This window comes from Streptomyces beijiangensis (genome assembly GCF_017315755.1).
GTDB lineage: Bacteria > Actinomycetota > Actinomycetes > Streptomycetales > Streptomycetaceae > Streptomyces > Streptomyces beijiangensis.
The window spans coordinates 1-17,537 of sequence record NZ_JAFLRJ010000315.1 but is presented as its reverse complement, the minus strand read 5'-3'; the positions used below and the strand labels follow the sequence as shown (position 1 = coordinate 17,537).

The 17,537-nt window shown below is 69.9% G+C and carries 14 protein-coding genes; 4 read left to right on the top strand and 10 right to left on the bottom strand.

The genetic code is table 11. The annotated features are described in order from the left end of the window. Nucleotides 1-78: 78 nt before the first annotated feature. Genes rbsD through J0695_RS28405 form a run of 5 tightly spaced genes read right to left on the bottom strand, consistent with a single transcriptional unit; the run spans nt 79 to nt 5,933 of the window. Nucleotides 79-471, bottom strand: coding sequence for a D-ribose pyranase (rbsD, locus tag J0695_RS28425; RefSeq protein ID WP_206966716.1), 393 nt, complete (start codon nt 469-471; stop codon nt 79-81). Further along, on the bottom strand, nt 468-1,370 hold the full coding sequence (locus tag J0695_RS28420; protein ID WP_206966714.1) for a ribokinase: 903 nt from the start codon (nt 1,368-1,370) through the stop codon (nt 468-470). Before J0695_RS28420 ends, rbsD begins: the two co-directional genes overlap by 4 nt. Nucleotides 1,371-1,409: 39 nt before the next feature. Continuing rightward, a complete protein-coding gene (locus tag J0695_RS28415) occupies nt 1,410-3,371 on the bottom strand; it encodes an ABC transporter permease/substrate-binding protein (protein ID WP_206966712.1) in 1,962 nt (653 codons plus the stop codon). Next, the gene (locus J0695_RS28410) at nt 3,361-4,902 is read right to left on the bottom strand and encodes a sugar ABC transporter ATP-binding protein (protein WP_206966710.1); all 1,542 of its coding nucleotides are present in this window, start codon (nt 4,900-4,902) and stop codon (nt 3,361-3,363) included. The genes J0695_RS28415 and J0695_RS28410 overlap by 11 nt, the downstream gene beginning before the upstream one ends. Next, entirely contained in the window at nt 4,899-5,933 is a 1,035-nt protein-coding gene (locus tag J0695_RS28405) for a LacI family DNA-binding transcriptional regulator (protein WP_206966708.1), read from the bottom strand. Before J0695_RS28405 ends, J0695_RS28410 begins: the two co-directional genes overlap by 4 nt. A 187-nt stretch (nt 5,934-6,120) precedes the next feature. On the opposite strand from J0695_RS28405, the gene recD2 reads away from it, so the two are divergent. Together recD2 and J0695_RS28395 are read left to right on the top strand one after the other, a co-directional pair. Next, nucleotides 6,121-8,406 (top strand): SF1B family DNA helicase RecD2, encoded by a 2,286-nt coding sequence (gene recD2 / locus J0695_RS28400; protein WP_206966706.1) that lies wholly within the window; start codon nt 6,121-6,123, stop codon nt 8,404-8,406. A gap of 133 nt (nt 8,407-8,539) precedes the next feature. After that, nucleotides 8,540-9,829 (top strand): citrate synthase, encoded by a 1,290-nt coding sequence (locus J0695_RS28395; protein ID WP_206966704.1) that lies wholly within the window; start codon nt 8,540-8,542, stop codon nt 9,827-9,829. 557 nt (nt 9,830-10,386) lie between these two features. Here J0695_RS28395 and J0695_RS28390 read toward each other — a convergent pair. From J0695_RS28390 to J0695_RS28380, 3 genes are all read right to left on the bottom strand, one after another. Then, the gene (locus tag J0695_RS28390; RefSeq protein ID WP_206966719.1) at nt 10,387-12,510 is read right to left on the bottom strand and encodes a heavy metal translocating P-type ATPase; all 2,124 of its coding nucleotides are present in this window, start codon (nt 12,508-12,510) and stop codon (nt 10,387-10,389) included. A gap of 115 nt (nt 12,511-12,625) precedes the next feature. Beyond that, on the bottom strand, nt 12,626-12,958 hold the full coding sequence (locus tag J0695_RS28385) for a heavy-metal-associated domain-containing protein (RefSeq protein ID WP_206966702.1): 333 nt from the start codon (nt 12,956-12,958) through the stop codon (nt 12,626-12,628). Between the two features lie 92 nt (nt 12,959-13,050). Then, nucleotides 13,051-13,953, bottom strand: a complete 903-nt coding sequence (locus J0695_RS28380; protein WP_307798791.1) for a PrsW family intramembrane metalloprotease — start codon at nt 13,951-13,953, stop codon at nt 13,051-13,053. 55 nt (nt 13,954-14,008) lie between these two features. Here J0695_RS28380 and J0695_RS28375 point away from each other — a divergent pair, with 55 nt between their 5' ends. Both J0695_RS28375 and J0695_RS28370 read left to right on the top strand, forming a co-directional pair. Next, nucleotides 14,009-15,223: a cation:proton antiporter gene (locus J0695_RS28375; protein WP_206966698.1), complete on the top strand. Its 1,215-nt coding sequence runs from the start codon at nt 14,009-14,011 to the stop codon at nt 15,221-15,223. 16 nt (nt 15,224-15,239) lie between these two features. Further along, complete coding sequence (locus J0695_RS28370; protein WP_206966718.1) at nt 15,240-16,283, top strand: zinc-dependent alcohol dehydrogenase family protein; 1,044 nt, start codon at nt 15,240-15,242, stop codon at nt 16,281-16,283. On the opposite strand, the gene J0695_RS28365 is transcribed toward J0695_RS28370, so the two are convergent. Together J0695_RS28365 and J0695_RS28360 are read right to left on the bottom strand one after the other, a co-directional pair. Beyond that, entirely contained in the window at nt 16,264-16,830 is a 567-nt protein-coding gene (locus tag J0695_RS28365) for a GNAT family N-acetyltransferase (protein ID WP_206966696.1), read from the bottom strand. The two genes, J0695_RS28370 and J0695_RS28365, sit on opposite strands and share 20 nt — an antisense overlap. 66 nt (nt 16,831-16,896) lie before the next feature. Further along, nucleotides 16,897-17,100, bottom strand: a complete 204-nt coding sequence (locus J0695_RS28360; RefSeq protein WP_206966694.1) for a helix-turn-helix transcriptional regulator — start codon at nt 17,098-17,100, stop codon at nt 16,897-16,899. Between the last annotated feature and the right edge of the window lie 437 nt (nt 17,101-17,537).

Sequence of the window (17,537 nt, the reverse complement as noted above, 5' to 3'; positions counted from 1 at the left end):
GGAGGGGGCCTGGTCTGCAGGCCGGGCCCCCTTAAAACGTCCAGCCGCCGGGTGGCTCCGGACGGCCCCTGGCCGGTCTCAGAAGAAGACGCCGCAGTGCAGGAGCACGTTGGCGTAGGGGGTCGCCTCTCCCGTACGCACCACCAGGCGCGCCCCCGCCGAGAGCGCCTTGAGCTCGTCGTGCGAGACCAGGCCGAGGCTCCCCGGGAAGTGCCCGGTCAGCAGTTCCGCCGCCTCCGGGTTCGCCTCCCGTACCTCTCCCGCCGCCGTCGCGCCCTCCACCACGAGCTCCGCCAGCAGGCCGTCCAGGACCTCGGCGAAGGGCGGTGTCCCGGCGCGGAAGGACAGGTCGACCACGCGCGGGCCCTGCGGGATCGGCATGCCCGCGTCGCAGACCAGGACCGTGTCGCCGTGACCCAACTCAGCGAGCGCGCCTGCCAGTTGGCGGTTCAGAATGCCGGACTTCTTCATCGGGCGGTGAGCTCCTCGGCCGTCGGGTACGACTCCTGGGCGCCCGCCCTGGTCACCGCCGCCGCTCCCACCCGTACCGCGAACGCCGCCGCCTCCGCGAGCTTCTCGCCCAGGCCCAGGCGCCAGGCCAGCGCCGCCGTGAACGCGTCGCCCGCGCCCGTGGTGTCCACCGCGTCGACCCGGGGGCTCGGGACATGGTCGTACGCGCCGGAGCCGTCCGCCGTCAGCGCCCCCTCCGCGCCCAGGGTGATGACCACCGAGCGGGGGCCGAGGGCGAGGAGCCCCCGCGCCCAGTCCTCCGGCGTCCCGCCCGCCGCTTCGCCCAGGACCACCCTGGCCTCGTGCTCGTTGACGACCAGCGGGTCGCAGGCCGCGAGGAGCTCGGCGGGCAGCGGCATCGGCGGGGAAGGGTTCAGTACGAAGCGGGCGTCCGGCGCCAGCATCCGTACCGTCTCCGCCACCGTCTCCAGGGGGATCTCCAGCTGCGCCGACACGACCTTCGCCGACGCGATCAGGGTGCCGGCCGCCCGCGCGTCCTCGGGGGTGAGGCGGGCGTTGGCACCGGGGGAGACCACGATGCTGTTGTCACCCGAGGGGTCGACCGTGATCAGCGCGACGCCCGTGGGCGCGCCGCCGACCAGGACGCCGGACGTGTCGACGCCGGACGCGCGCTGCGAGTCCAGGAGGAGGCGGCCGTTGGCGTCGTCGCCGACCCGGGCGAGCAGCGCGGTGCGCGCGCCCAGGCGGGCGGCGGCCACCGCCTGGTTGGCGCCCTTGCCGCCGGGGTGGACGGCGAGGTCGCCGCCGAGGACCGTCTCGCCGGCGGCGGGGCGGCGCTCGACGCCGATCACCAGGTCGGCGTTGGCCGACCCGACGACCAGCAGGTCGAAGTCGTACATGGAGAGCCTGCTTTCAGCGGTTGAGTGGGGCGGCTTGCCTCAGGAGAAGTCTGCGACGTTCTTCTTGGTGACCACCTTGACCGGCACCTTCACCGTCGGGTCGACCTTCTTGCCCTGCGACGCGGCGATCGCGTTCTGCACCGCCAGTTTGCCGAGCAGGGACGGCTGCTGGGCGACCGACGCGTACAGCGTGCCCGCCGCCACCGCCTTCAGGCCGTCCGGTGTGCCGTCGAAGCCGACCACCGGGACGGTCGTCCCGGCCTTGGAGCCAAGGGCCTTGACCGCGCCGAGCGCCATCTCGTCGTTCTCGGCGAAGACGCCGTTCACGGTCGGGTTGGACTGCAGGAGGTTCGTCATGACGTCCAGGCCCTTGGTGCGGTCGAAGTCCGCGGGCTGCTCGGCGACGACCTCGATGCCGGGGTACGCCTTGATGCCCTCGGCGAAGCCCTGCCCGCGCTCACGTGCGGCGGACGTGCCCGCCGTGCCCTGCAGGACGACGACCTTCCCCTTGCCGCCGAGCTTCCCGGCGAGGGTCTGCGCGGCGAGTTTGCCGCCCGCGATGTTGTCGGAGGCGACGAGCGTCGCGGTCTTTGCCTTGTTGACTCCGCGGTCGGCGGCGACCACCGGGATGTCGGCCTTGTTGGCGGTACGGACCGAGGGGCCCGAGGCGTCCGAGTCGACCGGGTTGATGATGATCGACTTCATGCCCTCGCTGGTGAAGTTCTGGATCTGGTTGGCCTGCTGGGAGGCGTCGTTCTGCGCGTCGGTGACCGTGAGGTCGACATCCGCGGCCCTGGCCGCCTGCTGGGCTCCCGCCTTCATCTGTACGAAGAAGGGGTTGTTCATGGTGGAGAGGGAGAGGCCGATCTTCGTACGGGCGGAGGAGCTGCCCGAGTTGACGTAGGAGATGCCGCCGACGACGGCCGCCACGAGGACCACCGCGATGGCGATCTTGGCCGCTTGTGGACCCTTCTTGGCGGGTTTTCCCGAGGATCCCGACGCGCCGGACGCGGGGGCCGGACCGGACCCCGCCTTGCGGCGCAGCGTGTCCAGCAGCACTGCCAGCGCGATGACCACGCCGATGACGACCTGCTGCCAGAAGGCGGAGACCGAGAGGAGGTTGAGGCCGTTGCGCAGTACGGCCAGGATCAGCGCGCCGATCAGGGTGCCGGACGCCTTGCCGACGCCGCCCGAGAGGCTGGCGCCGCCGATGACGACCGCGGCGATCGCGTCGAGTTCGTAACCCTGTGCGGCCTGCGGCTGCGCGGAGGAGAGCCGGGACGCGAGGACGATGCCCGCGGCCGCGGCGAAGAGGCCGGAGAGCGCGTAGATGGCGAGCTTCTGGCGCTTGACGCGCAGGCCGGAGAGGCGGGCCGCCTCCTCGTTGCCGCCGATCGCGTACATCGAGCGGCCGATGTACGTACGGGCGAGGATCAGCGCCGTGATCAGGCCCATCACGATCATGACGATGACCGGAACGGGCAGCCAGCCGCCGAGCGTGTCGCCGAGGTGGGAGACCGAGTCGGGGAAGGCGATGGGGGAGCCCTGCGAGATGACCAGGGAGAGGCCGCGGCCGATGGAGAGCATGGCCAGGGTGGCGATGAACGGCGGGAGTTTGCCGTAACTGATCAGCACGCCGTTGACCAGGCCGCACGCTATGCCGGTGGCGACCGCGAGGATCAGCGCGAGCCAGACGGGCACGCCCGCGGAGGTCGCCATCCATGCGAGTACGGTCGCCGAGAGCGCGGCCACCGAGCCGACCGAGAGGTCGATGCCGGCCGAGACGATGACGAAGGTGACGCCGAAGGCGAGGATCGCGGTGACGGCTGCCTGGACGCCCACGTTGAGGAGGTTCTGGGTGGTGAGGAAGTCGCCGGAGAGCAGCGACATCGCCACCACCAGGACCACCAGGGCGCTGAGCGCGCCGTTGTCGAGCAGGATGCGGCGGAACGCGGAGGCGCCACTCGCTCCCGCTGTGCCCGGATGCGTTTCAGTGGCCACGGTGGTCCCCTGCTTCCTTTGCTGCTGTGTCGGTTGTGCTGTTCGTCGTGACGGCCAGTGCCATCACCGCGTCCTGCGTCGCCTCGTCCGCGGGGAGTTCGCCCGCGATACGGCCCTGGGCCATCACCAGCACCCGGTCGCTCATGCCGAGCACCTCGGGGAGGTCGCTGGAGATCATCAGGACGGCGTGGCCGGAGGCGGTCAGTTCATTGATGAGCTGGTAGATCTCGACCTTGGCGCCGACGTCGATGCCGCGCGTCGGCTCGTCGAGGATCAGCACCTTGGTGTCGGCGAGCAGCCATTTCCCGATGACGACCTTCTGCTGGTTGCCGCCGGAGAGGGTGCGGACGTGCTGGCCGATGCCCGCCATCCGTACGCCCAGCTGTGTGGCGATGCGCGCCGCCGCGGCGGCCTGCCCCTTGAGGTCGACCAGGCCCGCGCGGGTCGCCGAGCGCAGGGTGACGAGGCCGAGGTTCTCCTGGACGGACGCGTCGAGGAGCAGGCCCTGGCCCTTGCGGTCCTCGGGGACGAGGCCGATGCCCGCGGTCATCGCGGCGTTGACGTCGTGGCGGGGGAGTTTTCTGCCGAGTACGCCGACGGTCCCACTGTCGTACGGGTCCGCGCCGAAGACCGCGCGGGCGACCTCGGTGCGGCCCGCGCCGACCAGCCCCGCGAGGCCGACGACCTCGCCTGCCCGCACCTCGAAGCTGATGTCGTGGAAGACGCCGTCGCGGGTCAGCCCGTCGACGGTGAGCAGCGGTTCGCCGCCCGTATCGGGGCGCTCGCGCGGGTACTGCTGGTCGATGGAGCGCCCCACCATCAGGCGGACCAGTTCGTCCTCGGGGGTGGAGGCGGGCACCTGGTCGACGGAGCGGCCGTCGCGGATGACGGTGACGCGGTCGCCGAGGGCCGCGATCTCCTCCAGGTGGTGGGTGATGAAAACGATTCCGACGCCGTCGGCGCGCAGGGTGCGGACGATGGCGAAGAGCTTCTCGACCTCCTCCGAGGTGAGAACCGCGGTCGGCTCGTCCATGATCAGGACGCGCGCTTCGAGGCTGAGCGCCTTGGCGATCTCGACCATCTGGAGCCGGGCGATGCCCAGTTCGCGGACCTTCGTACGAGGGGAGATGTCCAGGCCCACGCGGGAGAGGAGCTTCTCGGCGTCCGACTCCATCCGCTTGCGGTCGATCATGCCGAAGCGGCGCGGCTGGCGGCCCAGGAAGATGTTCTCGGCGACCGTCAGATCGGGGACGAGGTTGAACTCCTGGTAGATGGTGGCGATGCCGAGGCGTTCGGCGTCCTGTGCGCCGTGGATGCGTACCTCTTCGCCGTCGGCGAGGATGCGGCCGCTGTCGGGGCGGTAGGCGCCGGAGAGCATCTTGATGAGCGTGGACTTGCCCGCGCCGTTCTCGCCGAGCAGGACGTGGACCTCGCCGCGGCGCAGGTCGAAGTCGACGCTGTCGAGGGCGACCACGCCGGGGAAGGTCTTGCGTATCGACTCGATGCGCAGCAACTCGTCTGGGTTGCTCACCTGTTGCTCCTGTTCTCCGTGCGGAAGGGCGGGGCCGGTTCGCCGCACGAGCGTCTGATCACCAGGCGTGCGGGGAGCGCGGCGGACTGCGGGGTGCGGCCCTCTATGCGGTCGATGAGCGCGCGCACCGCCGTCCGGCCGAGTTCGGCGGTCGGCTGGGCGATGGCGGTCACCGGCGGGTCGGTGTGGACGAACCAGGGGATGTCGTCGAAGGCCGCGAGCCCGATGTCGTGGGGGATACGGAGCCCGGACGCGCGCAGAGCGTCCATGGCACCCAGTGCCATCAAGTTGTCGGCGGCGAAGATCACTTGGGGCGGTTCGGCGAGGGCGAGGAAGCGGGTCGTCTCGCGGTGTCCGCTGCCCGCCCGGAAGTCGCCGTGGCCTATGTACGCGTCGGGGAGCGGCAGTCCGTGCTCGGCCAGCGCCTCACGGAAGGCCTCGACACGCTCGCTGCCGGTCGTGGTCGATGCCGGCCCCGCGATGATCGCGAGCCTGCGGTGGCCCAGTGCGTGGAGGTGGGCGACCAGCTCGCGGATGGCGGCGCGGCCGTCGGCCCGTACGACGGGCACGTCCACGCCAGGGAGCCAGCGGTCCACGAAGACCATCGGGGTGCCCGCCCTGACCGCGTCCAGCATCACCGGGGAGCCGCCGTCGGTGGGGCTGACCAGGAGACCGTCGATACGGCGGTCCAGGAGCGAGCGGATGTGGTGGTCCTGGAGAGCGGGCTGTTCGTCGGCGTTGCCGATGATCACGCTGTAGCCGTGGGCGCGGGCCTCGTCCTCGACGGAGCGGGCGAGCTCGGTGAAGTACGGGTTCATCACGTCGCTGATGACCAGGCCGAGCGTGCGCGTCTGGTCGGTGCGCAGGGAGCGGGCCACGCCGTTGGGCCGGTAGCCGAGGGCCTCGACGGCGGCCATCACCCGCTCGCGGGTGTCGGGGCGTACCGAGGGATGGCTGTTCAGGACGCGGGAGACCGTCGCCACCGAAACACCCGCACTGGCCGCGACGTCCTTGATGCTCGCGTTCGCCATCGCAGGACCACCTCCTTGTGGACCGCATGGAATCGATTACATGGAGGATTGGAATCGATTACATGAACCGCGGTCAAGGGGAGGGAGGGATTCCGAAACCGGATCGTGATGTGGGAACCAGGGGCTGGGAGGCAGGTTTTCCACAGGCCCGCACGGGCTGTCGGACCTGGGCGATACCGTCGGTCACATGTCCAACATGGCAGTGCTGGAAGGGGTCCTGGAGCGGATCACGTACAGCAACGACGAGAACGGGTACACGGTCGCCAAGGTCGACACCGGCCGTGGCGGCGGAGGCGGCGGTGACCTGCTGACGGTCGTCGGCTCGCTGCTCGGCGCGCAGGCAGGCGAGTCGCTGCGCATGGAGGGCCACTGGGGCTCCCACCCGCAGTACGGCAAGCAGTTCACCGTCGAGAACTACACGACGGTCCTCCCCGCCACCATCCAGGGCATCCGCCGCTATCTCGGATCAGGCCTGATCAAGGGCATCGGCCCGGTCATGGCCGACCGCATCACCACCCACTTCGGCACGGACACCCTGGACATCATCGAGCAGGAGCCGAAGCGCCTCGTGGAGGTCCCGGGCCTCGGCCCGAAGCGTACGAAGATGATCGCCGCCGCCTGGGAGGAGCAGAAGGCGATCAAGGAAGTGATGATCTTCCTGCAGAGCGTCGAGGTCTCCACCTCCATCGCCGTGCGCATCTACAAGAAGTACGGCGACGCCTCGATCTCCGTCGTCAAGAACGAGCCGTACCGGCTGGCGGCCGACGTCTGGGGCATCGGATTCCTCACCGCGGACCGCATCGCCCAGGCCGTCGGCATCCCGCACGACAGCCCCGAGCGCGTCAAGGCCGGCCTCCAGTACTGCCTCTCCCAGTCCACCGACCAGGGCCACTGTTTCCTCCCCGAGGAGCAGCTCCTCTCGGACGCGGTGAAGCTCCTCCAGGTCGACATGGGCCTGGTCATCGAGTGCCTGGACGCACTGGCCGCCGAGGAGGGTGTCGTACGGGAAGAGGTGCCCGGCAAGGACGAGGGCGGCCAGGCGCGGATCACCGCCGTCTATCTGGTGCCCTTCCACCGGGCCGAGATCTCCCTCGCCTCCCAGGTGGTGCGCCTCCTGCGCGGCTCCGAGGACCGGATGCCCGGGTTCCGGGACGTGGCCTGGGACAAGGCGCTGACCTGGCTCGCGGGGCGTACGGGCGCCACGCTCGCCCCCGAGCAGGAGGCCGCGGTGAAGCTCGCCCTGACCGAGAAGGTCGCCGTCCTCACGGGCGGCCCCGGCTGCGGCAAGTCCTTCACCGTCCGCTCCATCGTCGAGCTGGCCCGCGCCAAGAAGGCCAAGGTGGTGCTCGCCGCCCCCACCGGACGGGCCGCCAAGCGCCTCGCCGAGCTCACCGGGGCCGAGGCCTCCACCGTCCACAGGCTCCTTGAGCTCAAGCCGGGCGGGGACGCGGCGTACGACAGGGACCGGCCGCTCGACGCGGACCTGGTGGTGGTCGACGAGGCCTCCATGCTCGATCTGCTCCTCGCCAACAAGCTGGTCAAGGCCGTCGCCCCCGGCGCGCATCTGCTCCTGGTCGGCGATGTGGACCAGCTGCCCTCGGTCGGCGCCGGCGAGGTGCTGCGGGACCTGCTGGCCGCGATCAGTCCCGTACCGAACGTCAGGCTCACCCGGATCTTCCGCCAGGCCCAGCAGTCCGGCGTCGTCACCAACGCCCACCGCATCAACTCCGGGGTGCAGCCCATCACTCAGGGCCTCCCCGACTTCTTCCACTTCGTGGCCGAGGAGACCGAGGAGGCGGGTCTGCTGACGGTGGACGTGGCGGCCCGCCGCATCCCGCAGAAGTTCGGCCTCAACCCGCGCAGGGACATCCAGGTGCTCGCGCCGATGCACCGCGGACCGGCCGGCGCGGGGAACCTCAACGGGCTGCTCCAGCAGGCGATCACGCCCGCCAGGCCCGACCTCCCCGAGAAACGGTTCGGCGGAAGGGTGTTCCGCGTCGGCGACAAGGTCACCCAGATTCGCAACAATTACGAGAAGGGCGCGAACGGGGTCTTCAACGGCACGGTCGGCGTCGTCACCGCCCTGGACCTCGACGAGCAGACGCTGACGGTGCTGACGGACGAGGATGAGGAGGTGGGGTACGAATTCGACGAACTGGACGAGCTCGCGCACGCCTACGCCGTCACCATCCACCGCTCGCAGGGGAGTGAATATCCGGCGGTGGTGATTCCGGTGACCACCGGTGCCTGGATGATGCTTCAGCGCAATCTGCTCTACACCGCAGTCACCCGCGCCAAGAAGCTCGTCGTCCTCGTCGGGTCGCGGAAGGCGATCGGCCAGGCGGTCCGTACGGTTTCCGCAGGCAGACGCTTTACCGCACTGGATCACCGGCTGTCAGGCGGTGGCGGGCAGGAGAGATCGTGTGAAACCCCACCCCGCCCTTCCGGAACCAGGGCGAAGGGGGCAGGATGAGCAGGTTGGCGGCACTGAGTGCCGCCAAATAGCCCAACGGGCGACCCCGAGTGCACTCTGCTGAGCCAAGTGGGGGATGGTAGAGACAGTCAGGGCACCTCGAAGAAGAGGCACTACGTCGGTGAGGGATGACGTGAGCGACAACTCTGTAGTACTGCGGTACGGCGATGGCGAGTACACCTACCCGGTGATCGACAGCACCGTCGGCGACACGGGCTTCGACATCGGGAAGCTCCGGGCCCAGACCGGTCTGGTGACCCTCGATAGCGGATATGGCAACACCGCCGCCTATAAATCCGCGATCACCTACCTCGACGGCGAGCAGGGCATCCTGCGTTACCGCGGGTACCCCATTGAGCAGCTCGCCGAGCAGAGCAGCTTCCTGGAGACGGCTTACCTGCTGATCAACGGCGAGCTCCCGAAGGTCGACGAGCTGTCGACCTTCAAGAACGAGATCACCCAGCACACGCTGCTGCACGAGGACGTCAAGCGGTTCTTCGACGGCTTCCCGCGTGACGCGCACCCGATGGCCATGCTGTCGTCGGTGGTCTCGGCGCTGTCCACGTTCTACCAGGACAGCCACAACCCGTTCGACGAGCAGCAGCGCCACCTCTCGACGATCCGGCTGCTCGCGAAGCTGCCGACGATCGCCGCGTACGCGTACAAGAAGTCGATCGGGCACCCCTTCGTCTACCCGCGCAACGATCTCGGCTACGTCGAGAACTTCCTGCGGATGACGTTCTCGGTGCCGGCCCAGGAGTACGTGCCGGACCCGGTCGTCGTCTCGGCGCTCGAGACGCTGCTCGTCCTGCACGCGGACCACGAGCAGAACTGTTCGACCTCCACCGTGCGGCTGGTCGGCTCCTCGCAGGCGAACATGTTCGCCTCGATCTCCGCCGGCATCAGCGCCCTCTGGGGCCCCCTGCACGGTGGCGCCAACGCGTCGGTCCTGGAGATGCTGGAGAGCATCCAGGCGGACGGCGGCGACGTCGACGCCTTCATCCAGAAGGTGAAGAACAAGGAGGACGGCGTCCGGCTCATGGGCTTCGGCCACCGGGTCTACAAGAGCTTCGACCCGCGCGCCAAGATCATCAAGGCCGCCGCGCACGACGTCCTCTCGGCCCTCGGCAAGTCCGACGAGCTGCTGGACATCGCGCTCAAGCTGGAGGAGCACGCGCTCTCCGACGAGTACTTCGTCTCGCGCAACCTCTACCCGAACGTCGACTTCTACACGGGTCTGATCTACCGGGCGATGGGCTTCCCGACCGAGATGTTCACCGTGCTCTTCGCGATCGGCCGGCTTCCCGGCTGGATCGCCCAGTGGCACGAGATGATCAAGGAGCCGGGTTCGCGCATCGGCCGCCCGCGCCAGATCTACACGGGCGAGGTTCTCCGGGACTTCATCCCGGTCGAAGGCCGCTGACAAGGATGGGCCCGGGGTGCTGCCGGGGGTCCGGGGGTTGTCCCCCGGGCTAGCACAGCACGGGCGAGGTTCTCCGGGACTTCATCCCGGTCGAAGGCCGCTGAGCCTTCGTACCGCATGGCAACGCAGTGATGGACGCCCGGTCGTTTCTCAGGCCGGGGGTCCGGGGTGCCCCTCCGGGGCAGCGCCCCATCAGGCTTGAGCCGCTGTACCGAAAAAAGCGGAAAGCGCCCCGCCGCCGATCCCCCCACGGGTCGACGATACGGGGCGCTTCCCATTTCCCCGGTCGGATTCCCCCCACGGGATCCGGGCCGGGCGTCTGGTGGCCACACAGCGGCATCTGGGTGCGGTCTGCCGGGGTACGCACCAGGCGGGAGGGCCGCTCAAGCTCCCCGCCGGGCGTGCCCCGGCCAACGCTTGCCTGGAACGTCCCCCAAGACATTCCACGGACATCCCCCAAGACGTCCTTGGCATCGCCCACTAAGACTCACGAGGGGTGCGAATGGTTACCCCCAAATATGTGTGATCCACGTCTCATTGGTGTGCGTGCTGTGAAGCTACGTGAAGGATCGCAGACGAAGGCTGTTCGTGACCACGAAAACGGACGAGAAAGCCATGGCCGCCCCCGCGATCATGGGATTGAGCAGCCCCGCCGCCGCCAGCGGCAGCGCTGCCACGTTGTAGCCGAAGGCCCAGAAGAGATTGCCCTTGATCGTGGCGAGGGTCCGGCGTGAGAGGCGGATCGCGTCGGCGGCCGTCCGCAGGTCTCCCCGTACGAGCGTGAGATCGCCCGCCTCGATCGCCGCGTCCGTGCCCGTCCCCATCGCCAGGCCCAGGTCTGCCGTGGCCAGTGCGGCAGCGTCGTTCACGCCGTCGCCGACCATCGCCACGGTCCGCCCGGCGGCCCGCAGCCGCTCGATCACGGCGGCCTTCCCCTCCGGCAGCACCTCGGCGTGCACGTCACCGGCGTCGATGCCCACCTCCGCCGCCACGGCGTCGGCGACCGCTCGGCTGTCGCCGGTCAGCAGGACGGGCCGCAGCCCCAGGGCGCGCAGCTTCCGTACCGCCTCCGCGCTGGTCTCCTTGACCGTGTCCGCGACGGCCAGGACGCCGCGCGGTTTCCCGTCCCAGGCGATCCACACGGTCGTACGCCCCTCGGTGCCAGGTGGCGTCTCCGGCACCTCGATGCCCGCCTCCACGAGCAACTGCCCGCGCCCGGCCAGCACCTCGTGCCCGTCGACCGTGCCGCGCACCCCGAGCCCGGGGACGTTGGCGAAACCGGTCACCGCGGGCAGGGCGCCGCCGGTCCGCTCCCGCGCGCCCGCCGCCACGGCACGGGCGGCCGGGTGCTCGGAGGCGTCCTCCAGGGCGCCGGCCAGCCGCAGCAACTCCTCCTCGTCCGTTCCCAGTACGGGATGAACGGCGACCAGCGCCATCCGACCCGTGGTCACCGTCCCCGTCTTGTCGAGTACGACCGTGTCCACCCGCCGGGTCGACTCCAGGACCTCGGGCCCCTTGATCAGGATGCCGAGTTGGGCGCCGCGGCCCGTGCCGACCATCAGGGCGGTCGGTGTGGCAAGGCCCAGGGCGCAGGGGCAGGCGATGATCAGCACCGAGACGGCGGCGGTGAAGGCGTCCTCGGCGTCCCCGGTCGTCAGCAGCCATCCCACCAGCGTGCCCAGCGCGATCAACAGGACCACCGGGACGAAGACGCCGGCGATACGGTCCGCGAGTCGCTGCACCTGCGCCTTGCCGTTCTGCGCGTCCTCCACCAGGCGCGCCATCCGGGCCAGTTGGGTGTCCGCGCCGACCCGGGTCGCCTCGATGACGAGACGCCCCGACACATTGACGGTCGCCCCGGTGACGAAGTCCCCGGCCGAGACGTCCGCCGGCACCGATTCGCCGGTCAGCAGGGCCGCGTCCACGGCCGAACTCCCCTCGACGACCCGCCCGTCGGTGGCGATCTTCTCCCCGGGCCGTACGACGAAGCGGTCGCCTACGCCGAGCCGGTCGGCCGGGATTCGTACTTCCGTACGGCCGTGCAGTACCGCCACGTCCTTGACGCCCAGTTCCAGGAGCGAGCGCAGCGCGGCGCCCGCCTTCCGCTTGGACCTGGCCTCCAGGCAGCGGCCGAGCAGGATGAAGGTGACGACGCCGGAGGCGACTTCGAGATAGATGTCGGCGGATTCGCTGATGAACAGGGCCCACAGGGACCAGACGAAGGCGGCCAGGGTGCCCACCGAGACCAGGGTGTCCATGGTCGCGGCGCCGTGCCGGAGGTTGGTCCAGGCGGCCCGGTGGAAGGGGAGTCCGCCCCAGACGACGACCGGCGAGGCAAGAGTCAGCGACAGCCAGCGCCAGTTGTCGAACCGGAGGGCCGGGATCATCGCCATCAGGACGACGGGCAGCGCGAGCACGGCGCAGACGACGAGCCGCTGCCGCAGTGCGTCCGGTTCGGGAGCGGCTCCGGCGCCGGACGGCTCCACGCCCTCCGGCCGCGGAGGTGCGGGCACCTCCGCCGTGTAGCCGGTCTTGACCACGGTCGCGATCAGGTCGGCGACCTCCACCCCGTCGGCGAAGGCGACCCTGGCCTTCTCCGTGGCGTAGTTGACGGTGGCCTCGACCCCGTCCATGCGGTTGAGCTTCTTCTCGATACGGGCCGCGCACGAGGCGCAGGTCATCCCGCCGACGACGAGCTCGACCTGTGAGGTTTCCACTGATGCGCTCCAAAACGAGACCGGGCCGTACAGAACCAGTATGGAACTGGTCCGGTGCGGCCCGGTCCTGCGATGCGTGTCAGACGCGTCCCACCAGCACGTACCCCGCCTCGTCGACCGCCGCGCGCACGGTCTCCTCGTCCAGTGGGGCCTTGGAGACGACGGTGACCCGGCCCGTCGACGCCACGGCGGTCACCGCGCCGACCCCGGGGATCTCCGAGATCTCGCCGGAGACGGCGCCCTCGCAGTGGCCGCAGGTCATGCCGGTCACCTCGTACACGGCGGTCACGGAACCCACCTCGACCTCGTCGGCGGAACCGGCGGAGCCGCAGGACCCGCCGCCACAGCAGGAACCGGCACTGGGGGCGGTCTGCGTGATCTCGGCCTGGGGGATCTCGGTCTCGGCGGTCATCTCGTTCTCCTCTTCAGGGATGTACGTACCCATGGTGCGCCAGTGGTCCTGCGGGAATCCCGCGACCCCCTGGCGCGCCTCACACTATACCCCTAGGGGGTATCACGTCGAGACAGCGACCTCAGCCAGAGCAGTGCCAGAAGCGTGATCACGATCAGGCCTCCCACCGAGAAGAGCGTGAACAGGTGCTTCTGCTCGTCCGTCGGCTTCGCGATGTAGCCGAGCGCGAAGAGCCGCCGGTCCCAGTCGCTCGCGGTGATCCTGGCGACCAGCCAGATCGAGATCCCGTGCATCGAGTCCCATAGCGAGTGCAGGACCGCGACGCCGACGTAGGTGACAACGACCGGGACAGTGAAGCGGAAGTGGCCGTTCGGCTTACGGAACGACAGCAGCACGCCACCGGCGATCGCCGTCCACAGCCCGTGCCCGAAGGGCGCGAGCAGCCCGCGCAGGATCTCCGTCTCCAGGAGCGAGCGCAGATCGATGCCGCGCATGGTGACGGCCGCGTTGAAGGCGTACCCCGCGCTCTCGAAGGCCGCGAAGCCGAAGCCGACGGTCGCGCCGAGCACCAGACCGGCCCGCATGCCGTGGATCCGCGGATGGCGCCGCAGCACGAACATCAGGGCGAGGAGCTTCACCGCCTCCTCGATCAGTCCGACGCCGAGGAACATCCAGACGGAGGGGTGGAGCAGGTAGTACTCCATGACCGAGGCGCCGAGCACCCCCAGGATGCCGCCGGTGACGAAGGCGCCGAGGATCAGATTCACGCCGAAGTCGCGGCCGTGGCGCTCGTATGCCCAGAGCACGAAGACGACCGGCGTCAGGAACGAGCCGAGCAGGATGAGGGTCGGGAGCAGGGTCGTGTTCTGGGTCGCGTACGTGACGATCGCGGTCAGCACCCAGAGCGCGAGCCCGCCCCACAGGCAGCGCTTCCACAGGCCCGGCCGCACCTGCGGAGCTGCTGACGGACCGCCAGAATCAATGTGCTGCGTCACGCTGAGTCCCTCCTCCGTGAGCCAACTTGTCCGGAGCCTATGGTAAATACCCCATATGTCGCATTCGGGGACGCTGGTCCTGATCATGTCCATCGCCGTGCTCGCACCACTTCTGGCCTACGGGATCAGCCGCTGGCTGCCTGTGCCGCTCGTCATCTTCGAGATCCTGCTCGGCGTCCTGATCGGCCCCGACGTCCTGGGGTGGGCGCACATCGATGCCGCGACCGACGGACTCTCCGAACTCGGCCTTGCGATGCTGATCTTCCTGGCCGGGTACGAGATCGAGTTCGACAAGATCCGCGGCGACACCCTGAAACGGGCGGGCTGGGCCTGGATCGTCGCGCTCGCCCTCGGTCTGGGGATCGGTGTGGCGCTGTCGGGCGGCGGCTTCAGCAAGGGCGTCTACATCGGCACGGCCCTGACCAGCACCGCACTGGGCACCGTCCTTCCCGTACTGCGCGATTCGGACGATCTGCACGGCCGGTTCGGGTCGGTGATGATGGCGTTCGGCGCGGTGGGGGAGTTCGGGCCGATCATCGCGATGGCACTGTTGCTCAGCGGCCGCAACCCCGGTGAATCGACGGTGCTGCTCGCCGTCTTCGCCGCGCTGACGGCGGGCGCGGTGTACTGGGGGATGCGGCCGAAGCCGCCCTGGTTCTCCGGCGTGATCGCCAGGACGCTGCACTCCAGCGGTCAGTTCGCGGTCCGTTTCGTGGTGCTGATGCTCGCGGCGATGCTGGGCCTCTCCCAGGCGCTCGGGCTCGACGTCCTGCTCGGCGCCTTCGCCGCGGGGCTGGTCACCCGGCTCGTGCTGCACGGGGCGGTCCCGGAGAGCAGCGGGGAGATCCTGGAGAAGGTCGAGGCGATGGGCTTCGGCTTCCTCGTGCCGATCTTCTTCATCGTCACCGGGATCGAGTTCGACCTGCGCGCGCTGCTCGACGGCGGCAGGGCGCTCATCCTGCTCCCCGTCTTCCTGGCGCTGTTCCTGGTCGTACGGGGCGGGCCGATCTGGTTCCTCGCCCCGCGAGACCTGGGCCGCAACGATCGCAAGGCGCTGACCCTTTTCGGCTCGACCGCCCTGCCCCTGGTCGTGGCGATCACCACGATCGGCGTCGACGACAAGGTCCTGGAGGCGGGCGAGGCGGCCGCGCTGGTCGGGGCAGGCATGGTCTCCGTGCTGGTCTTCCCGCTCGTCGCGCTCAAACTGCGGGCGGGGGCGGGCGGCAAGATGCTGCCCAACGGACCGATCCAGGGCGGGGAATCCTGGTGACTACGGTGGGCGCATGATGCGCGCAGTGGTCTTCGAGCAGTACGGACAGCCCGCCGACGTCCGGAAGGTCGCCGATCCCGATCCCTCGCGCCACGGCGCCGTCGTCCGCGTCGAGGCGACCGGCCTCTGCCGCAGCGACTGGCACGGCTGGATGGGCCACGACCCGGACATCACGCTGCCGCACGTCCCCGGCCATGAACTCGCCGGTGTCATCGAGTCGGTGGGCGCCGAGGTCGCCAACTGGCTGCCGGGAGACCGGGTCACCGTCCCCTTCGTCTGCGCCTGCGGCCGGTGCGGCTCGTGCGCCGCAGGGGACCACCAGATCTGCGAGCGCCAGACCCAGCCCGGCTTCACGCACTGGGGGTCCTTCGCTCAGTACGTGGCCCTCGACAACGCCGACACCAATCTGATCGGCCTCCCCGAGGAGCTCTCCTACGCCACGGCCGCGGGCCTCGGCTGCCGCTTCGCGACGGCATTCCGGGCGGTGGTCGCGCAGGGCAGGGTGGCCCCCGGCGAGTGGGTGGCCGTGCACGGCTGCGGCGGGGTCGGGCTCTCGGCGGTCATGATCGCGGCGGCCTGCGGGGCGCGGGTGGTGGCGGTGGACGTCGCGCCGGCGGCACTGGAGCTGGCGCGGGCGTTCGGGGCGGCGGAGTGCGTACTGGCGACCGGCGGGGAAACGGCGTCCGCCGTGCAGGAGTTGACGGGCGGCGGCGCGCATCTCTCGCTCGACGCGCTCGGCTCCCCGCGTACCTGCGCGGCGTCGGTCCGCAGCCTGCGGCGCCGCGGCCGCCACGTACAGGTGGGCCTGCTGCCTTCGGCCGCCGGGGACCCGGTGATTCCCATGGAGCGGGTCATCGGCTGGGAGCTGGAGATCCTGGGCAGCCATGGAATGGCCGCCCACGCCTACGCCCCGATGATGTCCATGGTGCGCTCCGGGGCCCTGCGCCCCGACCTCCTGGTCACGTCGGTGATCCCGCTGGACGAGGCCCCGGCCGCGCTCGCGGCGATGGGTACGGTGCGTGGTGCGGGCGGCGTGACGATCATCGAGCCGCAGCGCTGAGCGCTGCCCATTCGCGGTCCAGGATCGACATGGAGACGGAGTCGATCCACTCGCCGTCGTGAAGCAGGGCCTCGCGCTCGACACCCTCGGCGGTGAAGCCGGCCTTCTCGTAGGCGCGCCGGGCGCGGGGGTTGAACGCGAAGACGTCGAGGCTGATGCGGTGCAGGCCCAGCTGCTCGAAGCCGTACCCGACGATGAGCCGGCACGCCTCGGTGCCGAGGCCGCGGTTGCGGCCGGCCGGGCCGATCAGGGTGCGGAAGGTGCAGCTGCGGTTGTGGGCGTCGTACTCGAAGAGGATGGCCTCGCCGACGAGTTCGCCGGTCGTGCGGTCCGTGATGGCGAGATCGAGGCGGTCGGTCTGGTCGTCGCGGGTGGTGTAGAAAGCCCGCACCTGCTCCTCGCCCAGTTCGGTGTGCGCGGATCCGGTGAGCTTCAGTACCTCGGGATCGCGGAGGATGACGGCCATCGTCCCCACGTCCCCGGCCGTGAACGGCCGCAGTACCGCTCTGTCGCCGGTGAGGACGGGCTTGATCGAGAAGTCGCTCATCCACGGATTCTTGCCAGTGGGGGGCGGGGCGCGCAATCGGATTGCGCGCCCCGCGCCGGGAGTCGGTCAGTACTTGTCCCTGCTGCCCCTGGTCCCGGGGCGCCGTGACTGCCAGGCGCGGATCGTATCCGCGAACCAGTACGGCTTTCCGGCTTCCACGACGTCGGGCGGCGGGAGCAGTCCGTGCTTGCGGTACGAGCGCACCGTGTCCGGCTGCACCCGGATGTGAGCGGCAATCTCCTTGTAGGACCAGAGCCTTCGGTCGGTCATGTGGGACACCTCCCTGCGTACGCCGCGACGTCGGCCTGGGGGCCGGCGGGGGAACCGCGGCGCGGACGCTGGCGATCACTCAGCCTGTGCCCGGTGAACGACGCTGAGTGAGGTCGCAGGTATGGCTGTTGATCTCCTGTGACCGAAAACCCGCGTAATGGAGACATGTGTGACGGGAGGGTAACTGCTGTGACGTATGCGTCACATGGGGTGCAATATGACAAAAGGAAGAAGGGTAGGGCCCGCGGGATGCGGGTCCTGCCCTTGAACGTAGAACGTACGAAAATGCGCTGGTCACACTCCGCAGGAGCGCAGGAAGGCGCGGGTGCGGCGGGCGATGGGGAGCGGGCGGTCGGGCTCACATGGGTACATGTCCTGCTCGACGACGGCGAACAGTTCGTCCCCGCCCAGCGCGCGGGCGGGGACGAACTGTTCGC

Bases quoted from the DNA above. Each gene is read 5' to 3' on its own strand.
- J0695_RS28405 (WP_206966708.1), bottom strand. From the start codon at position 5,933: ATGGCGAACGCGAGCATCAAGGACGTCGCGGCCAGTGCGGGTGTTTCG.
- J0695_RS28370 (WP_206966718.1), top strand. From the start codon at position 15,240: ATGCGCGCAGTGGTCTTCGAGCAGTACGGACAGCCCGCCGACGTCCGG.
- rbsD (WP_206966716.1), bottom strand. From the start codon at position 471: ATGAAGAAGTCCGGCATTCTGAACCGCCAACTGGCAGGCGCGCTCGCT.
- J0695_RS28365 (WP_206966696.1), bottom strand. From the start codon at position 16,830: ATGAGCGACTTCTCGATCAAGCCCGTCCTCACCGGCGACAGAGCGGTA.
- J0695_RS28375 (WP_206966698.1), top strand. From the start codon at position 14,009: ATGTCGCATTCGGGGACGCTGGTCCTGATCATGTCCATCGCCGTGCTC.
- J0695_RS28360 (WP_206966694.1), bottom strand. From the start codon at position 17,100: ATGACCGACCGAAGGCTCTGGTCCTACAAGGAGATTGCCGCTCACATC.
- recD2 (WP_206966706.1), top strand. From the start codon at position 6,121: ATGTCCAACATGGCAGTGCTGGAAGGGGTCCTGGAGCGGATCACGTAC.
- J0695_RS28420 (WP_206966714.1), bottom strand. From the start codon at position 1,370: ATGTACGACTTCGACCTGCTGGTCGTCGGGTCGGCCAACGCCGACCTG.
- J0695_RS28385 (WP_206966702.1), bottom strand. From the start codon at position 12,958: ATGACCGCCGAGACCGAGATCCCCCAGGCCGAGATCACGCAGACCGCC.
- J0695_RS28390 (WP_206966719.1), bottom strand. From the start codon at position 12,510: ATGACCTGCGCCTCGTGCGCGGCCCGTATCGAGAAGAAGCTCAACCGC.